At 69.4% G+C, this 19781-nt stretch carries 23 protein-coding genes; 20 read left to right on the top strand and 3 right to left on the bottom strand.

Features of this window, described 5'->3' with window-relative positions:
- Positions 1 to 38: 38 nt before the first annotated feature.
- Entirely contained in the window at positions 39 to 821 is a 783-nt protein-coding gene (gene map / locus DC434_RS09660; RefSeq protein ID WP_116635069.1) for a type I methionyl aminopeptidase, read from the bottom strand.
- 109 nt (positions 822 to 930) lie between these two features.
- On the opposite strand from map, the gene DC434_RS09655 reads away from it, so the two are divergent.
- From DC434_RS09655 to DC434_RS09615, 9 genes are all read left to right on the top strand, one after another.
- Positions 931 to 1419, top strand: a complete 489-nt coding sequence (locus DC434_RS09655; RefSeq protein ID WP_116635068.1) for an MFS transporter permease — start codon at positions 931 to 933, stop codon at positions 1417 to 1419.
- Between the two features lie 168 nt (positions 1420 to 1587).
- On the top strand, positions 1588 to 1935 hold the full coding sequence (gene rplS, locus DC434_RS09650) for a 50S ribosomal protein L19 (protein ID WP_116635067.1): 348 nt from the start codon (positions 1588 to 1590) through the stop codon (positions 1933 to 1935).
- 117 nt (positions 1936 to 2052) lie between these two features.
- Positions 2053 to 2784, top strand: a complete 732-nt coding sequence (lepB, locus tag DC434_RS09645) for a signal peptidase I (RefSeq protein WP_116635066.1) — start codon at positions 2053 to 2055, stop codon at positions 2782 to 2784.
- Positions 2781 to 3440 carry a ribonuclease HII gene (locus DC434_RS09640; RefSeq protein WP_116635065.1) on the top strand — a complete coding sequence of 220 codons (660 nt, stop codon included), beginning with the start codon at positions 2781 to 2783 and terminating at the stop codon, positions 3438 to 3440. Before lepB ends, DC434_RS09640 begins: the two co-directional genes overlap by 4 nt.
- 69 nt (positions 3441 to 3509) lie before the next feature.
- The gene (locus DC434_RS09635) at positions 3510 to 3836 is read left to right on the top strand and encodes a DUF2469 family protein (RefSeq protein ID WP_017204525.1); all 327 of its coding nucleotides are present in this window, start codon (positions 3510 to 3512) and stop codon (positions 3834 to 3836) included.
- A 104-nt stretch (positions 3837 to 3940) separates the two neighbouring features.
- The gene (locus DC434_RS09630; protein WP_116635064.1) at positions 3941 to 4303 is read left to right on the top strand and encodes a YraN family protein; all 363 of its coding nucleotides are present in this window, start codon (positions 3941 to 3943) and stop codon (positions 4301 to 4303) included.
- On the top strand, positions 4300 to 5829 hold the full coding sequence (locus DC434_RS09625) for a YifB family Mg chelatase-like AAA ATPase (protein ID WP_116635063.1): 1530 nt from the start codon (positions 4300 to 4302) through the stop codon (positions 5827 to 5829). Before DC434_RS09630 ends, DC434_RS09625 begins: the two co-directional genes overlap by 4 nt.
- Entirely contained in the window at positions 5826 to 7022 is a 1197-nt protein-coding gene (gene dprA, locus DC434_RS09620) for a DNA-processing protein DprA (protein WP_116635062.1), read from the top strand. The genes DC434_RS09625 and dprA overlap by 4 nt, the downstream gene beginning before the upstream one ends.
- 67 nt (positions 7023 to 7089) lie before the next feature.
- Positions 7090 to 7992, top strand: a complete 903-nt coding sequence (locus DC434_RS09615; protein ID WP_116635061.1) for a tyrosine recombinase XerC — start codon at positions 7090 to 7092, stop codon at positions 7990 to 7992.
- 27 nt (positions 7993 to 8019) lie between these two features.
- Here DC434_RS09615 and DC434_RS09610 read toward each other — a convergent pair whose 3' ends face one another.
- Positions 8020 to 8541, bottom strand: coding sequence for a M23 family metallopeptidase (locus DC434_RS09610; protein WP_116635060.1), 522 nt, complete (start codon positions 8539 to 8541; stop codon positions 8020 to 8022).
- 323 nt (positions 8542 to 8864) lie between these two features.
- On the opposite strand from DC434_RS09610, the gene rpsB reads away from it, so the two are divergent.
- The 9 genes from rpsB (at position 8865) to DC434_RS09565 (ending at position 15605) form a co-directional block, all read left to right on the top strand.
- Positions 8865 to 9821, top strand: coding sequence for a 30S ribosomal protein S2 (gene rpsB, locus DC434_RS09605; RefSeq protein ID WP_116635059.1), 957 nt, complete (start codon positions 8865 to 8867; stop codon positions 9819 to 9821).
- A gap of 46 nt (positions 9822 to 9867) precedes the next feature.
- A complete protein-coding gene (gene tsf / locus DC434_RS09600; protein ID WP_116635058.1) occupies positions 9868 to 10695 on the top strand; it encodes a translation elongation factor Ts in 828 nt (275 codons plus the stop codon).
- Positions 10696 to 10788: 93 nt separating this feature from the next.
- Positions 10789 to 11505: a UMP kinase gene (pyrH, locus tag DC434_RS09595; protein ID WP_017202017.1), complete on the top strand. Its 717-nt coding sequence runs from the start codon at positions 10789 to 10791 to the stop codon at positions 11503 to 11505.
- A 68-nt stretch (positions 11506 to 11573) separates the two neighbouring features.
- Entirely contained in the window at positions 11574 to 12128 is a 555-nt protein-coding gene (gene frr, locus DC434_RS09590) for a ribosome recycling factor (protein WP_116635057.1), read from the top strand.
- A 5-nt stretch (positions 12129 to 12133) separates the two neighbouring features.
- The gene (locus tag DC434_RS09585; protein WP_116635056.1) at positions 12134 to 13276 is read left to right on the top strand and encodes a phosphatidate cytidylyltransferase; all 1143 of its coding nucleotides are present in this window, start codon (positions 12134 to 12136) and stop codon (positions 13274 to 13276) included.
- Positions 13276 to 13857 (top strand): DivIVA domain-containing protein, encoded by a 582-nt coding sequence (locus tag DC434_RS09580; protein ID WP_116635055.1) that lies wholly within the window; start codon positions 13276 to 13278, stop codon positions 13855 to 13857. Before DC434_RS09585 ends, DC434_RS09580 begins: the two co-directional genes overlap by 1 nt.
- Before the next feature lie 66 nt (positions 13858 to 13923).
- Positions 13924 to 14592, top strand: a complete 669-nt coding sequence (locus tag DC434_RS09575) for a transglycosylase SLT domain-containing protein (protein ID WP_243408877.1) — start codon at positions 13924 to 13926, stop codon at positions 14590 to 14592.
- 9 nt (positions 14593 to 14601) lie between these two features.
- Positions 14602 to 14889: a hypothetical protein gene (locus tag DC434_RS20335; RefSeq protein ID WP_116635054.1), complete on the top strand. Its 288-nt coding sequence runs from the start codon at positions 14602 to 14604 to the stop codon at positions 14887 to 14889.
- Positions 14890 to 14891: 2 nt separating this feature from the next.
- Positions 14892 to 15605 (top strand): alpha/beta fold hydrolase, encoded by a 714-nt coding sequence (locus DC434_RS09565; protein WP_116635408.1) that lies wholly within the window; start codon positions 14892 to 14894, stop codon positions 15603 to 15605.
- Positions 15606 to 15612: 7 nt separating this feature from the next.
- Here the strand turns inward: DC434_RS09565 and DC434_RS09560 are convergent, their stop codons facing one another.
- The gene (locus DC434_RS09560) at positions 15613 to 16674 is read right to left on the bottom strand and encodes an AI-2E family transporter (RefSeq protein WP_116635053.1); all 1062 of its coding nucleotides are present in this window, start codon (positions 16672 to 16674) and stop codon (positions 15613 to 15615) included.
- A 178-nt stretch (positions 16675 to 16852) separates the two neighbouring features.
- On the opposite strand from DC434_RS09560, the gene DC434_RS09555 reads away from it, so the two are divergent.
- On the top strand, positions 16853 to 18835 hold the full coding sequence (locus DC434_RS09555) for a glycosyl transferase (RefSeq protein WP_116635052.1): 1983 nt from the start codon (positions 16853 to 16855) through the stop codon (positions 18833 to 18835).
- Entirely contained in the window at positions 18832 to 19755 is a 924-nt protein-coding gene (locus DC434_RS09550) for a tetratricopeptide repeat protein (protein ID WP_116635051.1), read from the top strand. Before DC434_RS09555 ends, DC434_RS09550 begins: the two co-directional genes overlap by 4 nt.
- Positions 19756 to 19781 lie beyond the last annotated feature (26 nt).

Raw genomic sequence — 19781 nt, 5'->3', positions numbered from 1 at the left:
TCAGGATGGCACACGCTCCGCGCCGGCGTCCCGCTCCGTCAGTCGACGCCGAGGAACGAGCGGTCGGTGAGGATGATCGGACCGCTCTCGGTGATCGCGATGGTGTGCTCGGAGTGCGCGCCCCGCGAGCCGTCGACGCTCCGCAGCGTCCAGCCGTCGGGATCCGTCACCAGCTCATCGGTCGTCGCGAGGAACCAGGGCTCGAGGGCCAGGACGAGGCCGGAGCGGAGCGGGAAGCCACGGCCCGCGCGGCCGTCGTTCGGGACGTGCGGGTCGCCGTGCATGGTGCGGCCGACCCCGTGGCCGCCGAAGTCGGTGTTGATCGAGTAGCCATCGCCATGCGCGACCTCGGCGACCGCGGCCGAGATGTCGCCGATGCGGTTGCCCACGACGGACGTCGCGATCGCGGCATCGAGTGCGCGCTCTGTCGTGTCGATGAGCCGCAGGTCCTCTTCGCGAGGTGTGCCGACGATGAACGAGACCGCCGAGTCCGCGACCCAGCCGTCGACGGACACGGCGAAGTCGAGGGTCACGAGATCGCCGTCGCGCAGCGTGTAGTCGTGGGGGAGCCCGTGCAGGACCGCGTCGTTCACCGAGGTGCAGATGACCTTGCCGAAGGGGCTCGCGCCGAAGGAGGGGTGGTAGTCGATGTAGCAGGACTCCGCACCGGCCTTGCGGATCATCTCGTGGGCCCGACGGTCGATGGAGAGCAGGTTCGTGCCCACCTTCGTCTCGTCGCGCAGCGTCGCCAGGGTCTCGGCCACGAAGCGTCCGGCCGCGCGCATCTCGTCGATCTCGGCGGGGGTGCGCAGTTCGATCATCGGGTGTCCTCTCGTCCCTCCCATTCTCCCTGATGCGACGGCCCCGGGTCCTCGCGCGCTCACAGCGAACACCGGGGCGGGCGTCTGATCGGCGTCGTACGATCTGAGCATGTGGTTGCGTCAGGCGTTCTTCCGCTGGCTCGTGCCGGCCGCGTTCCTGCTGCCCCTGTGGCTGCTGATCGGATGGGGCGTCTTCCAGGGCGGCTGGTCCATCCTCTGGGTGCTGCTGATCGCGATGCCGTCGGTGTTCGTGGGTCAGCTCGTGCTCACGCTGCTCACGCGCTCCCGGCCCTCGGTGCGGATCGAGCGCGCCGTCTCCTGGTGGGACGTCGCCGGATTCGCGCTCTGGCACGGGCTGACGATCGCCGTGGGATTCTTCATCGACGGCGCGTTCGGATGGCTGCTGGCCGCCGCGATCGTCGTCGGGATCGGCCTCGTCTGGCTGCAGCTGTGGCAGCTGTGGAACGAGGCGAAGGGGAGCGGTGCGCGGCTGCGCGAGACGATCTCCTGGTCGACGATCCCCGCGTCCGACGAGCAGGCCCCGCCGACGCGGGCGCACGAGGTCATCGTGGTCAGGGAGACCGACAGCCGCGACTGACGCGGCGTTTTGGCGGCGGACTGCATCCGTGGCAGAATGGTTCTTTGTGCCGTGTCCGGCTCTGCCTCAGGGGAGCCCGCGGACGCGTCAGCGCCGTACGGCACATCCCTTTCTTGTTCCTTCTGAAATCATGCATCCGACCTGTGGCGAGTGCAGAGAGAGACGATCATGCAGATCCTCGACGCCGTCGACGCGGCTTCACTCCGTTCCGACATCCCCGTCTTCCACCCCGGTGACAACGTGAAGGTCCACGTGAACATCACCGAGGGCAACCGTTCTCGTATCCAGGTCTTCCAGGGCGTCGTCATCGGCCGCCAGGGCGACGGCGTGCGCGAGACCTTCACGGTCCGCAAGATCAGCTTCCAGGTGGGCGTCGAGCGCACCTTCCCGGTGCACTCCCCGGTGATCGACCACATCGAGGTCGTCACCCGCGGTGACGTGCGTCGCGCGAAGCTCTACTACCTCCGCCAGCTCCGTGGCAAGAAGGCGAAGATCAAGGAGAAGCGCGACCGCTGAGTCGCAGCAACTCCACAGCACCCCGGGACACGATGTCCCGGGGTGCTTTGTTGTGCCCCGGGTGTGCGAACCTTGATACGCCCGCGATCTCGGCGGTGAACACTGCGAAGGAACCTCATGACCGACTCTCCGACCGCGACCGCGTCCTCGTCCAGACGCCGTCGGGGGTTCCTCGTCTTCCTCCGCGACGTGCTCGTCATCATCCTGATCGCCGCACTCGTCTCGTTCGTGGTCAAGTCCTTCGTCGTGCGGTCGTTCTACATCCCCTCCGCGTCCATGGAGCGCACGCTGCTCATCAACGACCGGATCCTCGTCGACGAGCTCACGCCGCGCTGGACCGGGTACGAGCGCGGCGATGTCGTGGTCTTCAAGGATCCGGGCGGCTGGCTCGACGGCCAGCCGCAGACGCCGGCGCAGCCGCCGCTCGTCGAGGCCGTCGACTGGGTGCTGAACTTCGTCGGCATCTCTGCGACCGATTCGCAGGACCATCTCGTCAAGCGCGTCATCGGCGTCGCGGGTGACCGGGTCGTGTGCTGCAACGCGCTCGGCCAGATCACGATCAACGGGGCGCCGATCGACGAGCTCAGCTACCTGAACCTGCCGGAGGGCGACACCGCGGCCTCCAACGAGCCGTTCGACGTCGTCGTCCCGGAGGACTCCGTGTGGCTGCTGGGGGACAACCGCGATCGCTCGCGCGACTCGCGAGCGCACCAGGAACTGCCCAGCGGCGGATTCGTCCCCTTGGCGAACGTCGTCGGCAAGGCCTTCCTCACCACCTGGCCCCTCGATCGGCTGGGGACCATCGACGGTCACCACCAGATCTTCAACGGCGTCCCCGATCCGGAATGACCGTCGCCACGCCGAGGCTGACCCTGGAGCGCAGGCTCCTGGGCGAGTGCGAGCTGATCATCTCGCTCGACGAGGTGGGTCGGGGTGCGCTGGCCGGCCCCGTCGCCGTCGGCGCGGCGGTCATGGACGCCGCCGGCGCCCGCCGACGTGTGCCCGAAGGGCTCCGCGACTCGAAGCTCGTCACGGAGAAGCGCCGACCCGAGGTCGCGGCGCGCGCGGCAGCGTGGGTGCAGGCCTCCGCCGTCGGCTGGGCGAGCGCGGCGGAGATCGATGAGGTCGGGATCATGCGCGCCCTGGGGCTCGCGGCATCCCGCGCCGTGCAGTCCGTCGTCGACCAGGGTGCTGTTCTCGAGAACGCCCTCGTCCTGCTCGACGGAAACCACGACTACGTGTCTAAGGTGCACCCGGTGCCGCTGCGTGTGCGTCCCGTCATCAAGGCCGACCGCGACTGCGCCTCGGTGTCGGCGGCATCCGTCATCGCGAAGGTGGCCCGCGACGGTCTGATGACCGAGCTGCACGGCAACCACAGCGCGTACCAGTGGGACCGCAACAAGGGCTACGCGAGCCTCGAGCACCGGGAGGCGATCCGGGAGATCGGGCTCTCGCCGTTCCACCGGGCCTCCTGGGCCATCACAGACGCCCCCACGCTGTTCTGACCGGCGGCGGCGACCTCGGACACGGCGGATGCCGCGCAGGGCGGCGAGCGACTCTAGGATGGACACATCATGGATGAGGAAGCCTTCGACGACTACGACCGCGAGCTCGAGCTGGCTCTGTTCCGTGAGTACCGGGACGTCGTGTCCCAGTTCCAGTACGTCGTCGAGACCGAGCGCCGGTTCTACCTGGCGAACGAGGTCAACGTCGTGCGACGCGACACCGAGCACGACTTCTACTTCGAGATCTCGATGAGCGACGTGTGGGTGTGGGACATCTATCGCGCCGACCGCTTCGTCAAGGCCGTGCGGGTGCTCACCTTCAAGGACGTCAACGTCGAGGAACTCCAGCGTCGCGAGTTCGAGCTGCCGCAGGAGCTCTCGCTCGACGGCGAGTGACACCCTCTCTCCACAGATCTCGGATCGAGGAGCTTCTCCCGAGTCGTCGGGAGCTCCCCTGATCCTCGCCGCCTCGTGTCGCGACCGGGCGCGATGCTGTCGGCATGGCAGCGAAGGACGAACTCGGGAGAGCCGGTGAAGAGCGCGCAGCGCAGCACCTGACGCGGCACGGCTACACCGTGCTGGATCGCAACTGGCGGTGTGCGCAGGGCGAGATCGATATCGTCGCCGCGCGGGGAGCGCACCTGGCCGTCATCGAGGTGAAGACACGACGCTCAGCGGCCTTCGGCCACCCGTTCGAGGCCATCGACGAGCGGAAGAGACGGCGCCTCTGGGGGCTGGCGTTCGCCTGGAGGGCCGCGCACCCGGAGCTCGCCCGCGGACTCGACCTGCGCATCGAGGCGATCGGCATCATCGGTGGCGACCCGGCCGTCGGTGTGCTCGAGCATCTCGTGGACATCTCATGAGCACCGCGCGCACCTGGGCCGTCGCCCTCACCGGCGTCGACGGGCACATGGTCGAGATCGAGGCCGACCTCTCGAACCAGACCCCGGACTTCAAGATCATCGGGCTCCCCGACAAGTCGCTCGGTGAAGCGGTCCAACGCGTGCACAACGCGTGCAAGAACGCGGGCCTCGACCTCCCGCGCCGCCGTCTCACGGTCAACCTCTCACCGGCGAGCCTGCCGAAGCACGGCGCGGGATTCGACCTCGGGATCGCGGTCTCGACTCTGGCCGCGGGCGGCGCGATCGGACGCCGTTCGATCGCGGACACCGTCCACATCGGCGAGCTGGGGCTCGACGGGCGCATCCGGCCGGTCCCCGGAGTCCTGCCCGCGGTGTTCGCTGCCGCCGGAGCGGGCTTCCAGCGCATCATCGTGCCGCGGGGGAGCGAGGCCGAGGCCCGGCTGGTGCCGGGCGTCGAGGTGCGGGCCGCCGCCTCCCTCGCCGAGGTCGCGGTCTGGCACGGTGCGGACGTCGAGGTGCCGGACGTCGATGCCGTCGCCGTCGGCCGTGCGTCGTCGGTGCGCGAAGCGGCTCTCGACCTTGCCGACGTGGTCGGACAGGAGGAGGCGGTCGAGGCCCTCGTCGTGGCCGCGGCCGGCGGTCATCATCTCCTGTTGAGCGGGCCGCCGGGTGCAGGGAAGACGATGCTCGCCCGGCGCCTCCCCGGGATCCTCCCCGCCCTGGGGGAGCAGGAGGCTCTCGAAGTCGCCTCCATCCGATCGCTCAGCGGCGAGACGGTGACGGCCCTCGACCCGCTCCCTCCGCTCGAAGCACCGCACCACAGCGCGTCCGTCGCCGCCCTGGTGGGCGGCGGATCGCGCGTGGCCCGGCCCGGCGCGATAGCCAGGGCGCATCGCGGGGTGCTGTTCCTCGATGAGGCCGCCGAATTCTCGCGCGCCGCGCTCGACGCGCTGCGGCAACCGCTCGAATCCGGCGTGATCGACGTCCACAGGGCAGGCTTCACGGCGAGATTCCCTGCCGGGTTCCAGCTGCTCCTGGCCATGAATCCGTGTCCGTGCGGAAACTACGGCGTGCGAGGGGCGGAGTGCATATGCCCTCCCGCCGGCATCAGGCGGTACGCGATGCGCCTGTCCGGGCCGCTGCGGGATCGCGTCGACATCGACCTGTCGGTGACCCGGGTCGCGGCATCCCGGGCGACGGCCGGCGGCCGCTCCGAGGTGACCACGGCGCGAGCCCGGGAGCGCGTGGAGACGGCGCGCGCACGCGCGGCCGATCGATGGCGGAGCACACCGTGGCGACGCAACGCCGACGTTCCGGGGACCTGGCTGCGTCAGGGCGCGCTGCGGCTTCCGCCGGCGACCCGCGCCGCGCTGGACCGTGCACTCGAACGCGGCTCTCTCACGCTGCGCGGATACGACCGCGTGCTCCGGCTGGCCTGGACGATGGCCGACCTCGCGGATCTCGAGAGTCCGGGCCTCGACGAGATCGGCCGGGCGCTGCACCTGAAGAGAGGACTGACTCCATGATCGAGAGGCTGCTCGGCGATGCCGAGATCGTCGATGCCGCACGTCGGCTGCGACGGGAGGATGAGGTCGCCGAGGCTCTGGCGCGGGTCGCCTGGAGCGTCGTCGCGGAGCCCGGCGATGCCGTGGCGGGGACGCTGATCGGCGAGCTCGGAGCGGTCGATGCGCTGGCCGTCGCCGTCGGAGGCTCGCGGCAGGGCGCGTTCGCGCTCCTGGACGTCGCCGGCACCGGACAGCGCGCTCTGAGCGAGGCGCGCAAGCGGTGGATGCCGCGCGCCGATCCGCGCGCCGTGCGTGATGCGCTGCGGGGCGCGCACGACATCGACGCGACGCTGCTGCTCCCCGGTGATGCGTGCTGGCCGGCGTCGCTCGACGACCTCGGAGCCAATGCGCCGACGGCGCTCTGGGTGCGGGGCAGGGCGGAGCTTCTGGTCGCCGAGCCTCGGGCATCTCTCGTCGGGGCGCGGGCCTCCAGCGGGTATGGCGAACACGTGGCGGCGGAGCTCGCGGGAGATCTCGCCGCCACCGGCACGGTCATCGTGTCGGGAGGCGCCTACGGCATCGACGGGGCGGCGCATCGGGCGGCACTCGGCGTGAGCGGCGCGACGGTCGCGTTCCTGGCCGGCGGCGTCGATCGTGCCTACCCGGCAGGTCACCAGCATCTGATCGGGCAGATCGCCGCTCGAGGTGCTGTGGTCAGCGAGCCGCCCTGCGGCGCGGCGCCCACCAAGTGGCGGTTCCTCGCGCGCAATCGCCTGATCGCAGCGCTCGGGCACGCGACGGTGGTGATCGAAGCAGGGTGGCGCAGCGGTTCGCTGAACACGGCGGGGCACGCCGCCGCGCTCGGGCGTCCGCTCGGTGCCGTGCCGGGCCCGGTGACCTCGGCGGCATCCGCGGGCTGTCATCGACTGCTGCGCGAGTACGACGCGCAGTGCGTGACATCGGCTGCGGAGGTGCGGGAGCTCTGGGGGATGGGCGTCGGAACATCGTCGCACGTGCTGGCCGTCGATCCGGATCGGATCCGTCTGCTCGACGCGATGAGCACGAGGGCACGCGTATCCGTCGACGAGCTCGTACGCCGGTCGGGGCTGCCGCCAGACCGCGTCCGCGCGCTGCTCGGCCTGCTCGAGCTCGAGGAGGAGGTCCGGCGCGATGACAGGGGCTGGCGACGCCTGCCGGCGACAGCCCCCGCATGAGACGCGCGTCGTCGCCGTCACGGCGGGGCTTCGGCCACCGCCGCGAGAACGCGGGCAGACTGGGTCCATGGAACTCGCGGTCGCTGCCGAGGCGTTCGCCGATCACCTCGAGCGGGTGCGTCGGCTGTCGCCGGCGACGGTCAAGGCGTATCGCTCGGACCTGCGGGATCTCGGAGCATCAGCGGGCCCGATCGCTCTGGAAGATGTCGACCTCGAAGTGCTGCGGGACTGGCTCTGGCGGGCGACGCAACGCGGGGACGCGAGGTCGACCCTGGCGCGACGAGCCGCCGCCGCCCGGTCGTTCTTCAGCTGGGCCCAGGAGCAGGGATTCGTCGCGCACGACCCGAGTCTGCGGCTGATCGCCCCGAAGAAGGGACGCACGCTGCCGACGGTGGCCTCGCGCGATTCGATGTCGGAGCTTCTCGACGCGCACCGCACCGCCGCGGACTCCGGGGACCCTCTCGCGCTGCGGGACCACGCGATCCTCGAGCTGCTGTACGGATCAGGCATCCGCGTCTCGGAGCTCTGCGGCTTGGACATCGACGACCTCGATCTGGACCGTGGCACGGCGCGGGTCCTCGGCAAGGGCTCCAAGGAGCGCGTCGTCCCCTTCGGTGCACCGGCACGCGATGCCGTGCGCGCCTATCTGACCCGGGGGAGACCGGCGCTGATCGTCCGCGCCGTGGCGGCCACGCCGGCCGTGATGCTGGGCAGCCGCGGTGCGCGCATCGGACCCCGCACGGTCTACACGCTCGTCGCGCGCGTGCTCGCGCCGATCGTCGGAGCGGAGACGGTCGGCCCGCATGCTCTGCGGCATACGGCGGCGACCCACCTCCTCGACGGCGGCGCCGATCTGCGCGCCGTGCAGGAGATCCTCGGCCACGCCAGCCTCGGCACCACCCAGATCTACACCCACGTGTCGGCCGAGCGTCTGACCGCGACCTACCGGCTGGCGCATCCGCGCGCATGACCTTCGCTGCGGCGCGCCCGCACGTTCTCAGACCGGGTCGCAGCACGGCAGCAGCACCGCTCGCGGCACATCGCCGAACAGGATCATCGGGTTGATGTAGGCCCCGTCGAGCCGCACGCCCAGATGGAGCGTCCCGGGTGTCGCGTGTCCGCCGACGGCGACGACCCCGATCGCATCGCCGGCCGAGACCGCATCGCCTGGCCGGAGCGGCGACTGAAGAGGCTCGAATGTCGAGACGAGGCCCCCGTGATGCTCGATCGTGAGCAGCGGGCGGTCGACGACGGTGCCCTGGTACGCGATCACCCCGGCGGCGGGAGCGAGGACGACCGTTCCCGCGGGCGCTGCCAGATCGACACCGCGGTGACCCGCTCCGTAGGCGTGCGCGGGGGCGCGATACGGCTCGACCACCTGGCGAACGCCGTCGAGCGGCCAGAGCCACCGGACTTCGTCGGCTCCGGGAGGCGGGACGGCTGCGACCTGCGCGGGGGAGAACAGCAGCGAGAGGAGGATCAGGGCGATCCCGGACACGAGTCGTGATGAGGTGCGCATTCCCGGCATCCTGGTCGACGGCGGCGGGGTCCGCTCGTGTCCTGCGCCGGACGCGCGGTCATGGGGGAGAAGCAGGTGCGAGCACCGCGGGGTGCAGCGCGAGTCTGACCGCCGCATCCTGTATGCTGGAGGAGCACCTCGATATCGGGGTGACTACGCGTGCCCAGAGCGACCGGCGTCTGCAGAGACAGAGGTCGCGGCATCCATTCCCACAGGTCCCGCTCCACGAGCGGGCGGGAGTGCGCCGGGCACCAGGAAGTCCGATCAGAAGATCGGCAGACAACCTCAACGGCGCAGAATCGCGCCAGAACCAGGAGACGACCATGGCTGTGGTCACCATCCGCCAGCTGCTCGACAGCGGCGTGCACTTCGGACACCAGACCCGTCGGTGGAACCCGAAGGTGAAGCGCTTCATCCTCACCGAGCGCAGCGGCATCCACATCATCGACCTCCAGCAGTCGCTCGGCTACATCGACAAGGCCTACGACTTCGTCAAGGAGACCGTCGCCCACGGCGGCACGATCCTCTTCGTCGGCACCAAGAAGCAGGCGCAGGAGATCCTCGCCGAGCAGGCCACGCGCGTCGGCCAGCCCTTCGTGAACCAGCGCTGGCTCGGCGGACTCCTCACCAACTTCCAGACGATCTCCAAGCGTCTCGCTCGCATGAAGGAGCTCGAGGAGCTCGACTACGAGGTCCCCGCGAACAGCGGCTTCACGAAGAAGGAGCTCCTTCTCAAGAAGCGCGAGCTCGACAAGCTGCACAAGTCGCTCGGCGGTATCCGCAACCTCACGAAGACGCCGTCGGCGATCTGGGTCGTCGACGCCAAGCGCGAGCACCTCGCCATCGACGAGGCCAAGAAGCTCGGCATCCCGGTGATCGGCATCCTCGACACCAACGCCGACCCGGACGACTTCCAGTACCCGATCCCCGGCAACGACGACGCGATCCGCTCCGTCTCGCTGCTGACGCGTATCATCGCCGACGCCGCGGCCGAGGGCCTGCAGCAGAAGCACAACCCGGAGTCGGGCGACGCTGAGCCGCTGGCCGAGTGGGAGAAGGAGCTTCTCGAGACCCCCGCCGACGCTCCCGTCGTCGAGGAGTCCGCTGACGCGGCTGAGGTCGAGCCGACCGCCGATGAGGCTGCTGTCGTCGAGACGCCCGCTGCTGACGAGGCCGCGGCCGACGAGGCCGGTGCCGAGGCGCACGACGAGGCGATCGCCGCCGCTTCCGGTGAGGAGACCGCTGAGGTCGCCGCAGCCGAGGCCGCAGACGCCAAGTAATCCCCTCGTTCACACACATACATAACGAAGCAAGGAGCCACCACACATGGCCAACTTCACCATCGCCGACCTCAAGGCGCTGCGCGAGCAGCTCGGCACGGGAATGGTCGACACCAAGAAGGCGCTCGAGGAGGCTGACGGAGACGTCGAGAAGGCCACCGAGATCCTGCGTCTGAAGGGTGCGAAGGGCAACGCGAAGCGCGCCGACCGTTCCACCAGCGAGGGACTGATCGTCGCTCGCGAGCAGGACGGCGCCGTGACGCTCATCGAGCTCGCCTGCGAGACCGACTTCGTCGCCAAGAACGACCGCTTCATCACGCTCGCCGACAAGGTCGCGGACGCTGTCGCAGCGGTCAAGGCCGACTCGGTCGAGGCCGGCCTCGCTGCCGCTGCGGGATCGCAGACCGTCGAGCAGCTGATCTCGGAAGAGGCGGCGATCATCGGCGAGAAGGTCGAACTGCGTCGCGTGCGCACGATCTCGGGCGACAAGGTCGAGGTCTACCTGCACCGCACCAGCAAGGACCTGCCGCCGCAGATCGGCGTCGTCGTCGCCTACTCGGGTGACGACGCCGAGACCGCGCGCAGCATCGCCCAGCACATCTCGTTCGCCAACCCGTCGTACCTCGCTCGCGAGGACGTCCCGGCTGACGCGGTCGAGAAGGAGCGCGAGATCGTCACCGAGATCTCCCGCAACGAGGGCAAGCCGGAAGCAGCGCTGCCCAAGATCGTCGAGGGCCGTGTGTCCGCGTTCATCAAGCAGGTCGCCCTGCTCGAGCAGGACTACGCGAAGGACAACAAGCTCTCCGTCGCCCAGGTCGCGAAGGACGCCGGTATCACCGTGACCGACTTCGCGCGCTTCAAGGTCGGCGCGTAACACTGTCGAAGGGGTTCGGATCATCGCGATCCGAACCCCTTCTTCGTGCCCACGAGGCACTATCTTGAATCGGGACGAGAGGACACCCCACACATGACTGAACGCACTGGACGCCGCCGCGTCCTTCTCAAGCTCTCCGGTGAGGCTTTCGGGGCCGGTCAGCTGGGCGTCAGCCCCGATGTGGTCTCGCAGATCGCGCGCGACATCGCCGCTGCCGTCGATCGCGTCGAGGTCGCGATCGTCGTCGGTGGAGGGAACTTCTTCCGCGGCGCCGAGCTCAGCCAGCGCGGCATGGACCGCGGCCGTGCCGACTACATGGGCATGCTGGGCACCGTCATGAACGCGCTCGCCCTGCAGGACTTCCTCGAGCAGGCAGGGGCCGCGACGCGCGTGCAGTCGGCCATCTCGATGACGCAGGTCGCGGAGCCGTACATCCCGCGTCGTGCGGAGCGCCACCTCGAGAAGGGGCGCGTCGTGATCTTCGGAGCGGGTGCCGGCCTCCCGTACTTCTCGACGGACACCGTCGCCGCCCAGCGCGCGCTGGAGATCGGCGCGCAGGAGGTGCTCGTCGCCAAGAACGGCGTCGACGCCATCTACACGGCCGACCCCAACAAGCACGCCGACGCCGAGCGCATCGAGCGGGTCACCTACCGCGACGCCCTGCAGCGCGGCCTCAAGGTCGTCGACTCGACCGCGTTCAGCCTCTGCATGGACAACAGCATGGACATGCGCGTCTTCGGCATGGAGCCCGCGGGCAACGTCACACGGGCGCTGCTGGGCGAGCCCATCGGGACACTCGTCACCGCCTGAGTGCAAGAGCGGGTGGAGTGGCCTTCGCCCGATAGAATTTCCAGAACACCCCGACGATAGGAGTCACCGTGATCGCGGATGTCCTCGCTGAAACCACCTCCCGTATGTCGCGGGCGGTCGAGGCTGCCAAGGAGGACTTCTCCACGGTGCGCACCGGCCGTGCGAACCCGCAGCTGTTCCAGAAGCTGCTCGTGGACTACTACGGAACGCCGACCCCGCTGGCCCAGCTCGCATCGCTGGCCAACCAGGAGGCGCGCACCCTCATCATCACCCCCTATGACAAGTCGGCCCTCAAGGCGATCGAGCAGGCCGTTCGCGACATGCCGAATCTGGGCGCGAACCCGACGAACGACGGCAACCTGGTCCGCGTCACGATGCCGGAGCTGACTGCGGAGCGCCGCAAGGAGTACGTCAAGCTCGTCAAGTCCAAGGGCGAGGACGCGAAGGTGCACGTCCGCGGCATCCGCCGCAAGGCGAAGGACGAGCTCGACGCGCTGAAGAGCGAGATCGGCGAGGACGAACTCGCGCGGGGCGAGAAGGAGCTCGATGCTCTGACTCGTCAGCACGTCGACCTCATCGACGACGCTCTCAAGCGCAAAGAGGCCGAACTCCTCGAGGTGTAGTCCGGATGTCCGACGACACGAGACGCGGCGAGGAGGGGCGATCGCCGACGCACGGTGAGACAGGCGATGCGGTGACCCCCGACGACGGCGTTCCGCTCGTCGACGCGGCCTTCCCGTCGTTCGACGCCGCGACGGTCCCGCCGCGTCCGCCGCTGCCGCCCGTCGAGGCGGCTCTCGCCGGCGCAGGCCCCCTGGACACCGCGGATCACAACGCGATCAGGGAGCAGTGGCGCGTGCGGAGAGACGAGCTGAACAGCCACGTCTCGCACGCGCGGGATCAGATCGACCAGGCGAACGAGCGCATCAAGGAGCGCACCGGTCGGGACCTGATCCTGGCGACCCTGATCGGACTCGCGTTCGGTGCCGCACTGCTGGGCTCGCTGCTGTTCATCAAGGCTCTCTTCGTGCCTTTCGCTCTGGCCGCGGCTCTCCTCGGCGTGTACGAGCTGTCGCGCGCGCTGCGCGCCTCCGGTCGCCGCGTCGACGTCGTGCCGCAGCTGATCGCGGCGACGTTCCTCGTGCTCTCCGCGTACTTCGCCGAGCCCTGGCTCTGCTGGGTGATGGTCTTCGTCGCGGTGGCGTTCGTGATCGTGTGGCGCCTCGTCGGCCAGATGGTCGTGAAGGACGGCCGCACCTACGGCGAAGTGCTGGCGGATGCCGTCATCAGCGGCTTCGTGCAGATCTACGTGCCGTTCCTCGCGGGTGTCGCTCTCATCCTGCTCGAGCAGGAGGGCGGCCAGTGGTGGGTCCTGAGCTTCATCGCGATCGCGGTCGCCGCCGACACGGGCGCGTACGCGGCGGGGTTGGCGTTCGGTCGTCACCCGATGGCGCCCAAGATCAGCCCGAAGAAGACGTGGGAGGGTTTCGGAGGCGCCGTGCTCGCCTCTCTCGCCGCCGGTGTCCTGCTGGCGATCTTCCTCCTCGACCTCCCGTGGTGGGCCGGGCTGATCTTCGGAGCATCGATCCTGCTCACGGCGACGCTCGGCGACCTCGGCGAATCCATGCTCAAGCGGGACCTCGGCATCAAGGACATGAGCTCGTGGCTGCCGGGGCACGGCGGTCTGCTCGACCGGCTGGACAGCATCCTGCCGTCGACCATCCCCGCGCTGGGCCTGTACTTCCTTCTCTCTCCCTGGGTGGTTCTCTGATGACTGAAGACCGGATCGACGAGCAGACGGCGCCGCAGGCGCCGCCAGCGTTCGCTCTGACGACGGGTCGCACGCGCGGCTATCACCGCGTGGCGGTCGACACCTTCCTCGCATCGGCTCGACGCGCCTTCGAGACGGGTCGTGACGAGATGGGCGCGGTCGACGTGCGCACCGCGTCCTTCCCGCTCGTGAAGGGCGGGTACGTCGTCGCCGATGTGGACGCCGCGCTGGGCCGCGTCGAGGACGCGTTCGCCGCGCGCGAGCGCGAGCAGGTCGTGCGCTCGCGCGGAGCGGGGGCGTGGGTGGAGCAGGCACGAGAAGACGCCCAGCTCATCCTGGATCATCTCGCTCGCCCCCGTCGTCACCGCTTCGCGCGCACCGGTCTGCTCACCTTCGGCTACCGGATCGACGAGGTCGATCACGTGACCACGCGGATCGTGCGCTACCTCCGCGACGGCGAGGGTCTGACCGCTGAGCAGCTCAGGTCGGCCGCGTTCCGGATGCAGCGCGGGGGATACCGCGAAGAGCAGGTCGATGCCCTTCTCGACGCGGCGATCGACGTCATCCTCGCCGTTCGTTGACGTTTCTGATGGCCGTCTCAGCAAGGTCTGCGTAGACTGTCACTCATCGTGAACTCCCGAAACGACATGACACTCGAACGAAACGACTCGTCGCTGGTGCCCGCAGCGACGGTCAATTCCGCGCGCAAGGGCACTCGTCGGTGGTCACGCCGCCGCGGGGTCGTCGGCGTCTTCAGTGCTCTCGCCGTCGTCGCATTCGCCGGCGCGCTGGTCGCTCCCACGGGAGTGGCACTGGCTGAGCCGGTGCAGGAGGAGACCCCGGACTCGGCATACTCCGTCGCTCTCGCCGACACGCAGAACCTCACCGTCACGGTCGAGGGAACGCCCATCACGCCGGCCGTGCGCGGCACGTTCGAGGTGTACGTCAAGCCCAAGCCGGTCCCCGTCCCGGTGCCCGCCGCGGCATCCGGTTCGAGTGACGAGTCGTCGGGCAGCGGGCCCCTGTACTACACCGGCGGGGGAGCACCGGCCGAGTGGATGGCCGCCGCAGGCATCGCCGAGAGCGACTGGGGCTACGTCGACTACATCGTGTCCAAGGAGAGCGGCTGGAACCCCAACGCGACGAACTCGTCGTCGGGGGCCTGCGGTCTCGTTCAGGCGCTGCCGTGCAGCAAGGTGCCGGGCAACGGCTACGACCCCGTGGACAATCTGCGCTGGGCCAACGGCTACGCGACGGGTCGCTACGGCAGCTGGGCCGGCGCGCACGCCTTCTGGACGAACAACCACTGGTGGTGAGCCGGCATCGTGCCACGCTCCCACCGCCGCCGTCCGGCGCGCCCTGACGCCGAGGATTCCCTCGAGCGCCTGCTCGCCGGCTGGAAGCGCACGGAAGTCCGACGCGGCAGCGAGTGGACGGTGCAGCCCGTCTCCGCCCCCCAGGCGCAGAAGGCCTATCGCTGCCCCGGGTGCGCGCAGGACATCGAGCCCGGCACGCCGCACCTGGTGGCGTGGCGCGCTGACGGAGTTCTGGGAGATGCCGCGGACCTCGCGGCACGACGTCATTGGCACACGCATTGCTGGAGGGTCGCTTGAGCATCGAGATCCGGGGGCCGCTGGAGCTCCCCGCCCGACGTGACGAGATCGAGCTGCAGACGGCCGACGGGCTGACGCTCGTGGGGGAGCTCTCCCAACCGGAGCACACCGCACCGGTCGCCACTCTCGTGACGCTGCACCCGCTTCCCACCGGCGGTGGGTTCATGGACTCCCACATCCTTCGCAAGGCCGCAGCCCGCCTCCCGGCTCTCGCGGACCTGGCCGTGCTGCGGTTCAACACCCGCGGCACGACCTCCCCCCGCGGCACGAGCGAGGGCGGGTTCGACGGCGGCGCCGCCGAGCAGTTCGATGTGGCTGCCGCCATGGACTTCGTCCACGAGCGCGGCCTTCCCCGCCCCTGGCTGCTGGGGTGGTCGTTCGGGACCGAGCTGGCGCTGAAGTACGGCCGTGAGCACGAGATCGAGGGCATCATCCTGCTCTCGCCCCCGTTGCACCGCGCGACCGAAGAGGAAGTGGCGGCCTGGGCGAGCACGGATCTGCCCGTCGTCGTCCTGGTGCCCGAGCTGGACGACTACCTCCGCCCGGAAGAAGCCCGACAGCGTTTCGCATCGATCCCGCAGGCGCAGCTCATCGCCGTGGACGGGGGCAAGCACCTCTGGGTCGGCGAGACGCAGACGCGACGCGTCCTCACGGAGATCGTGGCCGCGGTGAACGCGCCCGCGCTGCCTCTGGCGACCCACTGGCCGCCCGCCTGAGCGGACGTCAGAGCTCGTTCATGCGTGGGATGAGCACCTGCCGGTAGATGATCAGGATGCTCGCCGCGACGGGGATCGCGATGAGTGCGCCGAGCAGGCCCAGCAGGCTGCCGCCGGCGAGAGCCGCGACCACGACCACGGCGCCGGGCACGGACACGGCTCGGCTCATGATGCGCGGCGAGATGATGTACGCCTCGATCTGCATGTAGATCAGGTAGTAGATGCCCGCTGCTATCGCCGTGGCGGGCGAGCCCAGTCCCGGGATCAGGCACGCCAGCACGATGATCGTCGAGCCCGTCAGCGTGCCCACGAGCGGGATCAGCGAGAAGAAGAAGGCGACCACGGCGAGCACGGCGGGGAACGGCGCCTTGATGATCGACAGATACACCGCGCTGAGCACGCCGTTGATCACGCCCTGGGTGACCTGCCCCATGACGTAGTAGCCGACCGAGTCGGTGATCTGGTCGGCCAGGTCGATGAATCGGTCGCGCTTCGACGCCGGGGCCAGCTGGTAGACGGCGCGCTTGAGGGAGGGCGTGGAGGCCGTGAGGTAGATCGTGAGGATGAGCACGATGAACGCGCCGAAGAGGCCGCTGAGCACGGCGCCGCTCGCCACGAGGACTCCCTGACCGATCGAGCCGCCGATCTCCGTGAGGTTCGTGTTGAGCCACTCCTCGACGTAGCTGAAGACGTCGTCGACGCGAAGGTTCGGGAAGGCGCCCTTCATCCAGTCCTTCAGATCGTCGATCGCGGTTCCCCGCTGGACGATCGCCGAGATCTGGGCGATCAGCTGGGAGATCTGGTTCACGAGCACAGGAAGGACGATGAGCACGATGCCGACGAAGATCGCGAGCACCGCGAGGATCGTGACCAGCACGGCAAGCCAGCGGGGGAGTCGACGGCGCTCGAGATACGACACGAGAGGATCGAGGCCGAGGCTGAGGAACAGGGCGGTGCCGAGATACAGGAGCACGGTCGACAGCGTCTCGACGCTGCCGATCAGCAGGATGCCGAGCCCTACGCCGAGCGTCGCCACCAGGGCGGTGCGGAAGGGATTGTGGATCTTCATCTCGGCTCCTCGGAACGTGTGGCCTCAGATTATCGAGCCGCGTCTCGGCGGACCGTGCGACGTGCCGGTCGGACATGGAGCGGAGCTGCTCGTGGGCAACACACAGGAGGTTTCGCTAGTCTGAAATGTCGAGTGTTGCGTCTCGGGTGGATATCCGGGATGCGTGAGGAGACTATTCGTGCGTTTCGTATGGGCCGTCGTGGCCTTCGTGCTGGCCGCGGTGCTGATCGGGGCAGGGATCGCCCAGCGAACCATCTTCCTGGGGCCGCCGTCGCAGCAGACCCAGGTGGAGATCGCGGAATCGGCGCCGTTCGTGCTCCTCGACGGCGATGTGCTCCGGACCAACCCCGGTGCCCAGACGCTGCTCGTCCGGGGCGAGGGAGAGATCTTCGCGAGCTACGGACGCACGCCCGACATGGAGGCGTGGCTGGCCGACTCGGACTACAACCACGTCACGGTGGCGAAGGATGGCACGCTCGACGTCGAGCACGTCGAGGCAGCGGCCGCATCGGATGACTCGGATGCCACCCCTGCGCCCGAGGAGACGCCCGTGCCCGAGGAGACCACCGCTCCCGAGGCGGGGACGGATGGCTCCGACGCGACGACCGAGGAGTCCTCGGGCCGCAACCCGGCGGGATCCGACCTCTGGCTGGACTCCTTCGGCGACGAGAACGCGCTCATCGCGGACAACATGCAGCTCCCGGAGGGCACCAGCGTCCTGATCGCCTACGACGGCACGAAGGATGCACCCGACGACATCGCGGTCTCCTGGCCGCTCGACACCTCCACGCCGTGGGCCGGACCGCTCATGGCCGCTGGCGGTGCCGTGCTCCTGGTCGGGCTCATCCTCTACGTTCTCGGGATCCGGCACCAGCGTCGCGGGCGCGGTCCCCGTCGCAAGGGCCCCGGCCCGCTTCCGGTCACGCAGCCGATCGATGTCGCCGCGCTGCCTCCGGCCGAGCGGGAGGCGATCGAGTCGACCGAGCCCGCTGCGCCGACGGACGCGTCCGAGGAGAAGAAGATCGAAGACGCGGAGATCGTGGACGAGGGCAAGGATCCGGGTGCGAGGAACCAGATGCGCGCCGCACGCCCTGCCCGTCGGCGCCGCATGCTGGCGCTCCCGGCTCTCGGCGTGACGGCTCTACTCGTCGCCGGCTGCTCTTCGGATTCGTGGCCGCAGTTCGACGAGGGCGCGCCGTCGCCATCGCCGAGCCCGACCGTGATCGCGCCGGAGAATCAGAAGCCGCCCGCCGTCACCGAGGCGCAGGCCACACGGATCCTGCAGACGATCTCCGGCACACTCGAAGAGGCCGACACCGCTCTCGACATCGATCTGGCGTCGACCCGTCTGGACGGACCGGCCCTCGCGGCGCGGACCACGGAGTACGCGCTGCGCACGCAGATCACCGACTCTCCGCTCCCGTCCGTCATCCCGACCGACGAGGTCGAGGTCGTGCTCCCCGAAGCGACCGACCGCTGGCCCCGCACGGTTCTCATGCTCTCCAAGGGAGCGAGCGACGACACCGTCCCGCCCGTCATCCTCACCATGACCCAGGCCGACCCGTGGTCGAACTACAAGGTCACCGATATGGCGGAGATGTCGGCCGACGCCGTCTTCCCGGACGTGGCGGCCGCGTGGCTGGGCACCTCTCTCGTCCCGCAGGACTCCGCGTTCCTGCGCGTCGCGCCCGGCGAGCTGTCCGCCGCCTTCGCCGACGTCGTCGACTCCGGTGACAAGAGCGCCTCCTACGGCCTCTTCGACGACCTGTCGCTGAACCTGGCGAAGTCCATCGTCGACAGCCGTCAGGCGGTCGTGCAGACGCTCGCCGACAACGGGGCGTCCGCGACGTCGCAGGCGGCGTTCGACATGGCGCCGACCACCTCGGTGCCCGTGTCGATGACGACGCTCGACAGCGGCGCGATCGTGGCCGTGTCCCTGACCGACACCGAGAGCGTCACGCCGACCACGACGGATGCCGTGATCCGCTTCGGCGAGAACGCCCAGGCCAAGGCGCTGACCGGTGTGTCGGAGTCCGCGAAGGGCGTCGAGACGACGTACGAGTTCCAGCTGTTCTTCTCGGTCCCGGCGCAGGGATCGACGGAGCAGATCAAGCTTCTGGCCGTCCGCCAGGACCTGCTGTCCGTGAAGGTGATCGAATGAGTGAGATCTCTCCCGCCGCCCTGCGCGGCGCCGTCGACCTGTCCAGCCTCCGCAACCGACCGGCTCCTGCGCCGGCCGGCGCTCCGGCGCCCGCTGTCGTCGACGTCGTCGTGGATGCCACCGACGAGACTTTCGGCCAGATCCTCGAGCTCTCCCGCACGGTGCCCGTCGTCGTGGACCTCTGGGCCGAGTGGTGCGGACCCTGCAAGCAGCTGAGTCCCATCATCGAGAAGGTGACCAGGGAGCTCGGCGGCCGCGTGCTGCTCGCCAAGGTCGACGTCGATGCCAACCCGCAGCTCGCGCAGAGCTTCCGGGCGCAGTCGATCCCGATGGTGGTCGCGCTCATCGCCGGTCAGCCGGTCCCGATGTTCACCGGTGCCGTCCCCGAGCAGCAGGTGCGCGACGTCTTCGCCCAGCTGCTCCAGGTCGCCGCCCAGAACGGCGTGACGGGTTCGCTCTCCGTCGGAGAAGACGCCGGAGACGCGGAACCGGCCGAGGAGCCGCCGCTGCCTCCGCTGCACGCCGAGGCGTTCGCGGCGATCGAGACGGGGGACTACGCAGCCGCCATCCGCGCCTACGAGAAGGCGCTCGCGGAGAACCCGCGCGACGAGGATGCGCTGGCAGGTCTGGGACAGGTCCGCCTGCTCGATCGTGTGCAGGGCCTCGATCTCCAGGCGGCGCGTGCCGTTGCCGCCGATGCGCCCTTGGACGTCCAGGCGCAGTTCGCGGTCGCGGATCTCGATCTCGCCGGAGGCCATGTCGAGGACGCGTTCGGTCGTCTGCTCGATCTTTTCGCGCAGCTTCCCTCCGACGAGCGCACGCCCGTGCGGGAGCGTCTGGTCGAGCTGTTCGGGCTGATCGGCGCGGCAGACCCGCGGGTGATCACCGCGCGCAACCGCTTGTCGTCGCTGCTCTTCTGAGCAGCTGAGTCACGACCGGGACGATC

It is taken from the genome of Microbacterium sp. TPD7012, assembly GCF_003075395.1.
GTDB lineage: Bacteria > Actinomycetota > Actinomycetes > Actinomycetales > Microbacteriaceae > Microbacterium.
This window is presented reverse-complemented; position numbering and strand designations above follow the sequence as displayed.

Coding starts and splice junctions, on each gene's coding strand:
- DC434_RS09550 (WP_116635051.1), top strand. CDS start 18,832: ATGAGTGAGATCTCTCCCGCCGCCCTGCGCGGCGCCGTCGACCTGTCC.
- DC434_RS09640 (WP_116635065.1), top strand. CDS start 2,781: ATGACCGTCGCCACGCCGAGGCTGACCCTGGAGCGCAGGCTCCTGGGC.
- rplS (WP_116635067.1), top strand. CDS start 1,588: ATGCAGATCCTCGACGCCGTCGACGCGGCTTCACTCCGTTCCGACATC.
- DC434_RS09585 (WP_116635056.1), top strand. CDS start 12,134: ATGTCCGACGACACGAGACGCGGCGAGGAGGGGCGATCGCCGACGCAC.
- rpsB (WP_116635059.1), top strand. CDS start 8,865: ATGGCTGTGGTCACCATCCGCCAGCTGCTCGACAGCGGCGTGCACTTC.
- pyrH (WP_017202017.1), top strand. CDS start 10,789: ATGACTGAACGCACTGGACGCCGCCGCGTCCTTCTCAAGCTCTCCGGT.
- DC434_RS09615 (WP_116635061.1), top strand. CDS start 7,090: ATGGAACTCGCGGTCGCTGCCGAGGCGTTCGCCGATCACCTCGAGCGG.
- lepB (WP_116635066.1), top strand. CDS start 2,053: ATGACCGACTCTCCGACCGCGACCGCGTCCTCGTCCAGACGCCGTCGG.
- DC434_RS09610 (WP_116635060.1), bottom strand. CDS start 8,541: ATGCGCACCTCATCACGACTCGTGTCCGGGATCGCCCTGATCCTCCTC.
- DC434_RS09625 (WP_116635063.1), top strand. CDS start 4,300: ATGAGCACCGCGCGCACCTGGGCCGTCGCCCTCACCGGCGTCGACGGG.
- DC434_RS09560 (WP_116635053.1), bottom strand. CDS start 16,674: ATGAAGATCCACAATCCCTTCCGCACCGCCCTGGTGGCGACGCTCGGC.
- DC434_RS09630 (WP_116635064.1), top strand. CDS start 3,941: ATGGCAGCGAAGGACGAACTCGGGAGAGCCGGTGAAGAGCGCGCAGCG.
- DC434_RS09635 (WP_017204525.1), top strand. CDS start 3,510: ATGGATGAGGAAGCCTTCGACGACTACGACCGCGAGCTCGAGCTGGCT.
- DC434_RS09655 (WP_116635068.1), top strand. CDS start 931: ATGTGGTTGCGTCAGGCGTTCTTCCGCTGGCTCGTGCCGGCCGCGTTC.
- map (WP_116635069.1), bottom strand. CDS start 821: ATGATCGAACTGCGCACCCCCGCCGAGATCGACGAGATGCGCGCGGCC.
- tsf (WP_116635058.1), top strand. CDS start 9,868: ATGGCCAACTTCACCATCGCCGACCTCAAGGCGCTGCGCGAGCAGCTC.
- DC434_RS09575 (WP_243408877.1), top strand. CDS start 13,924: ATGACACTCGAACGAAACGACTCGTCGCTGGTGCCCGCAGCGACGGTC.
- DC434_RS09580 (WP_116635055.1), top strand. CDS start 13,276: ATGACTGAAGACCGGATCGACGAGCAGACGGCGCCGCAGGCGCCGCCA.
- dprA (WP_116635062.1), top strand. CDS start 5,826: ATGATCGAGAGGCTGCTCGGCGATGCCGAGATCGTCGATGCCGCACGT.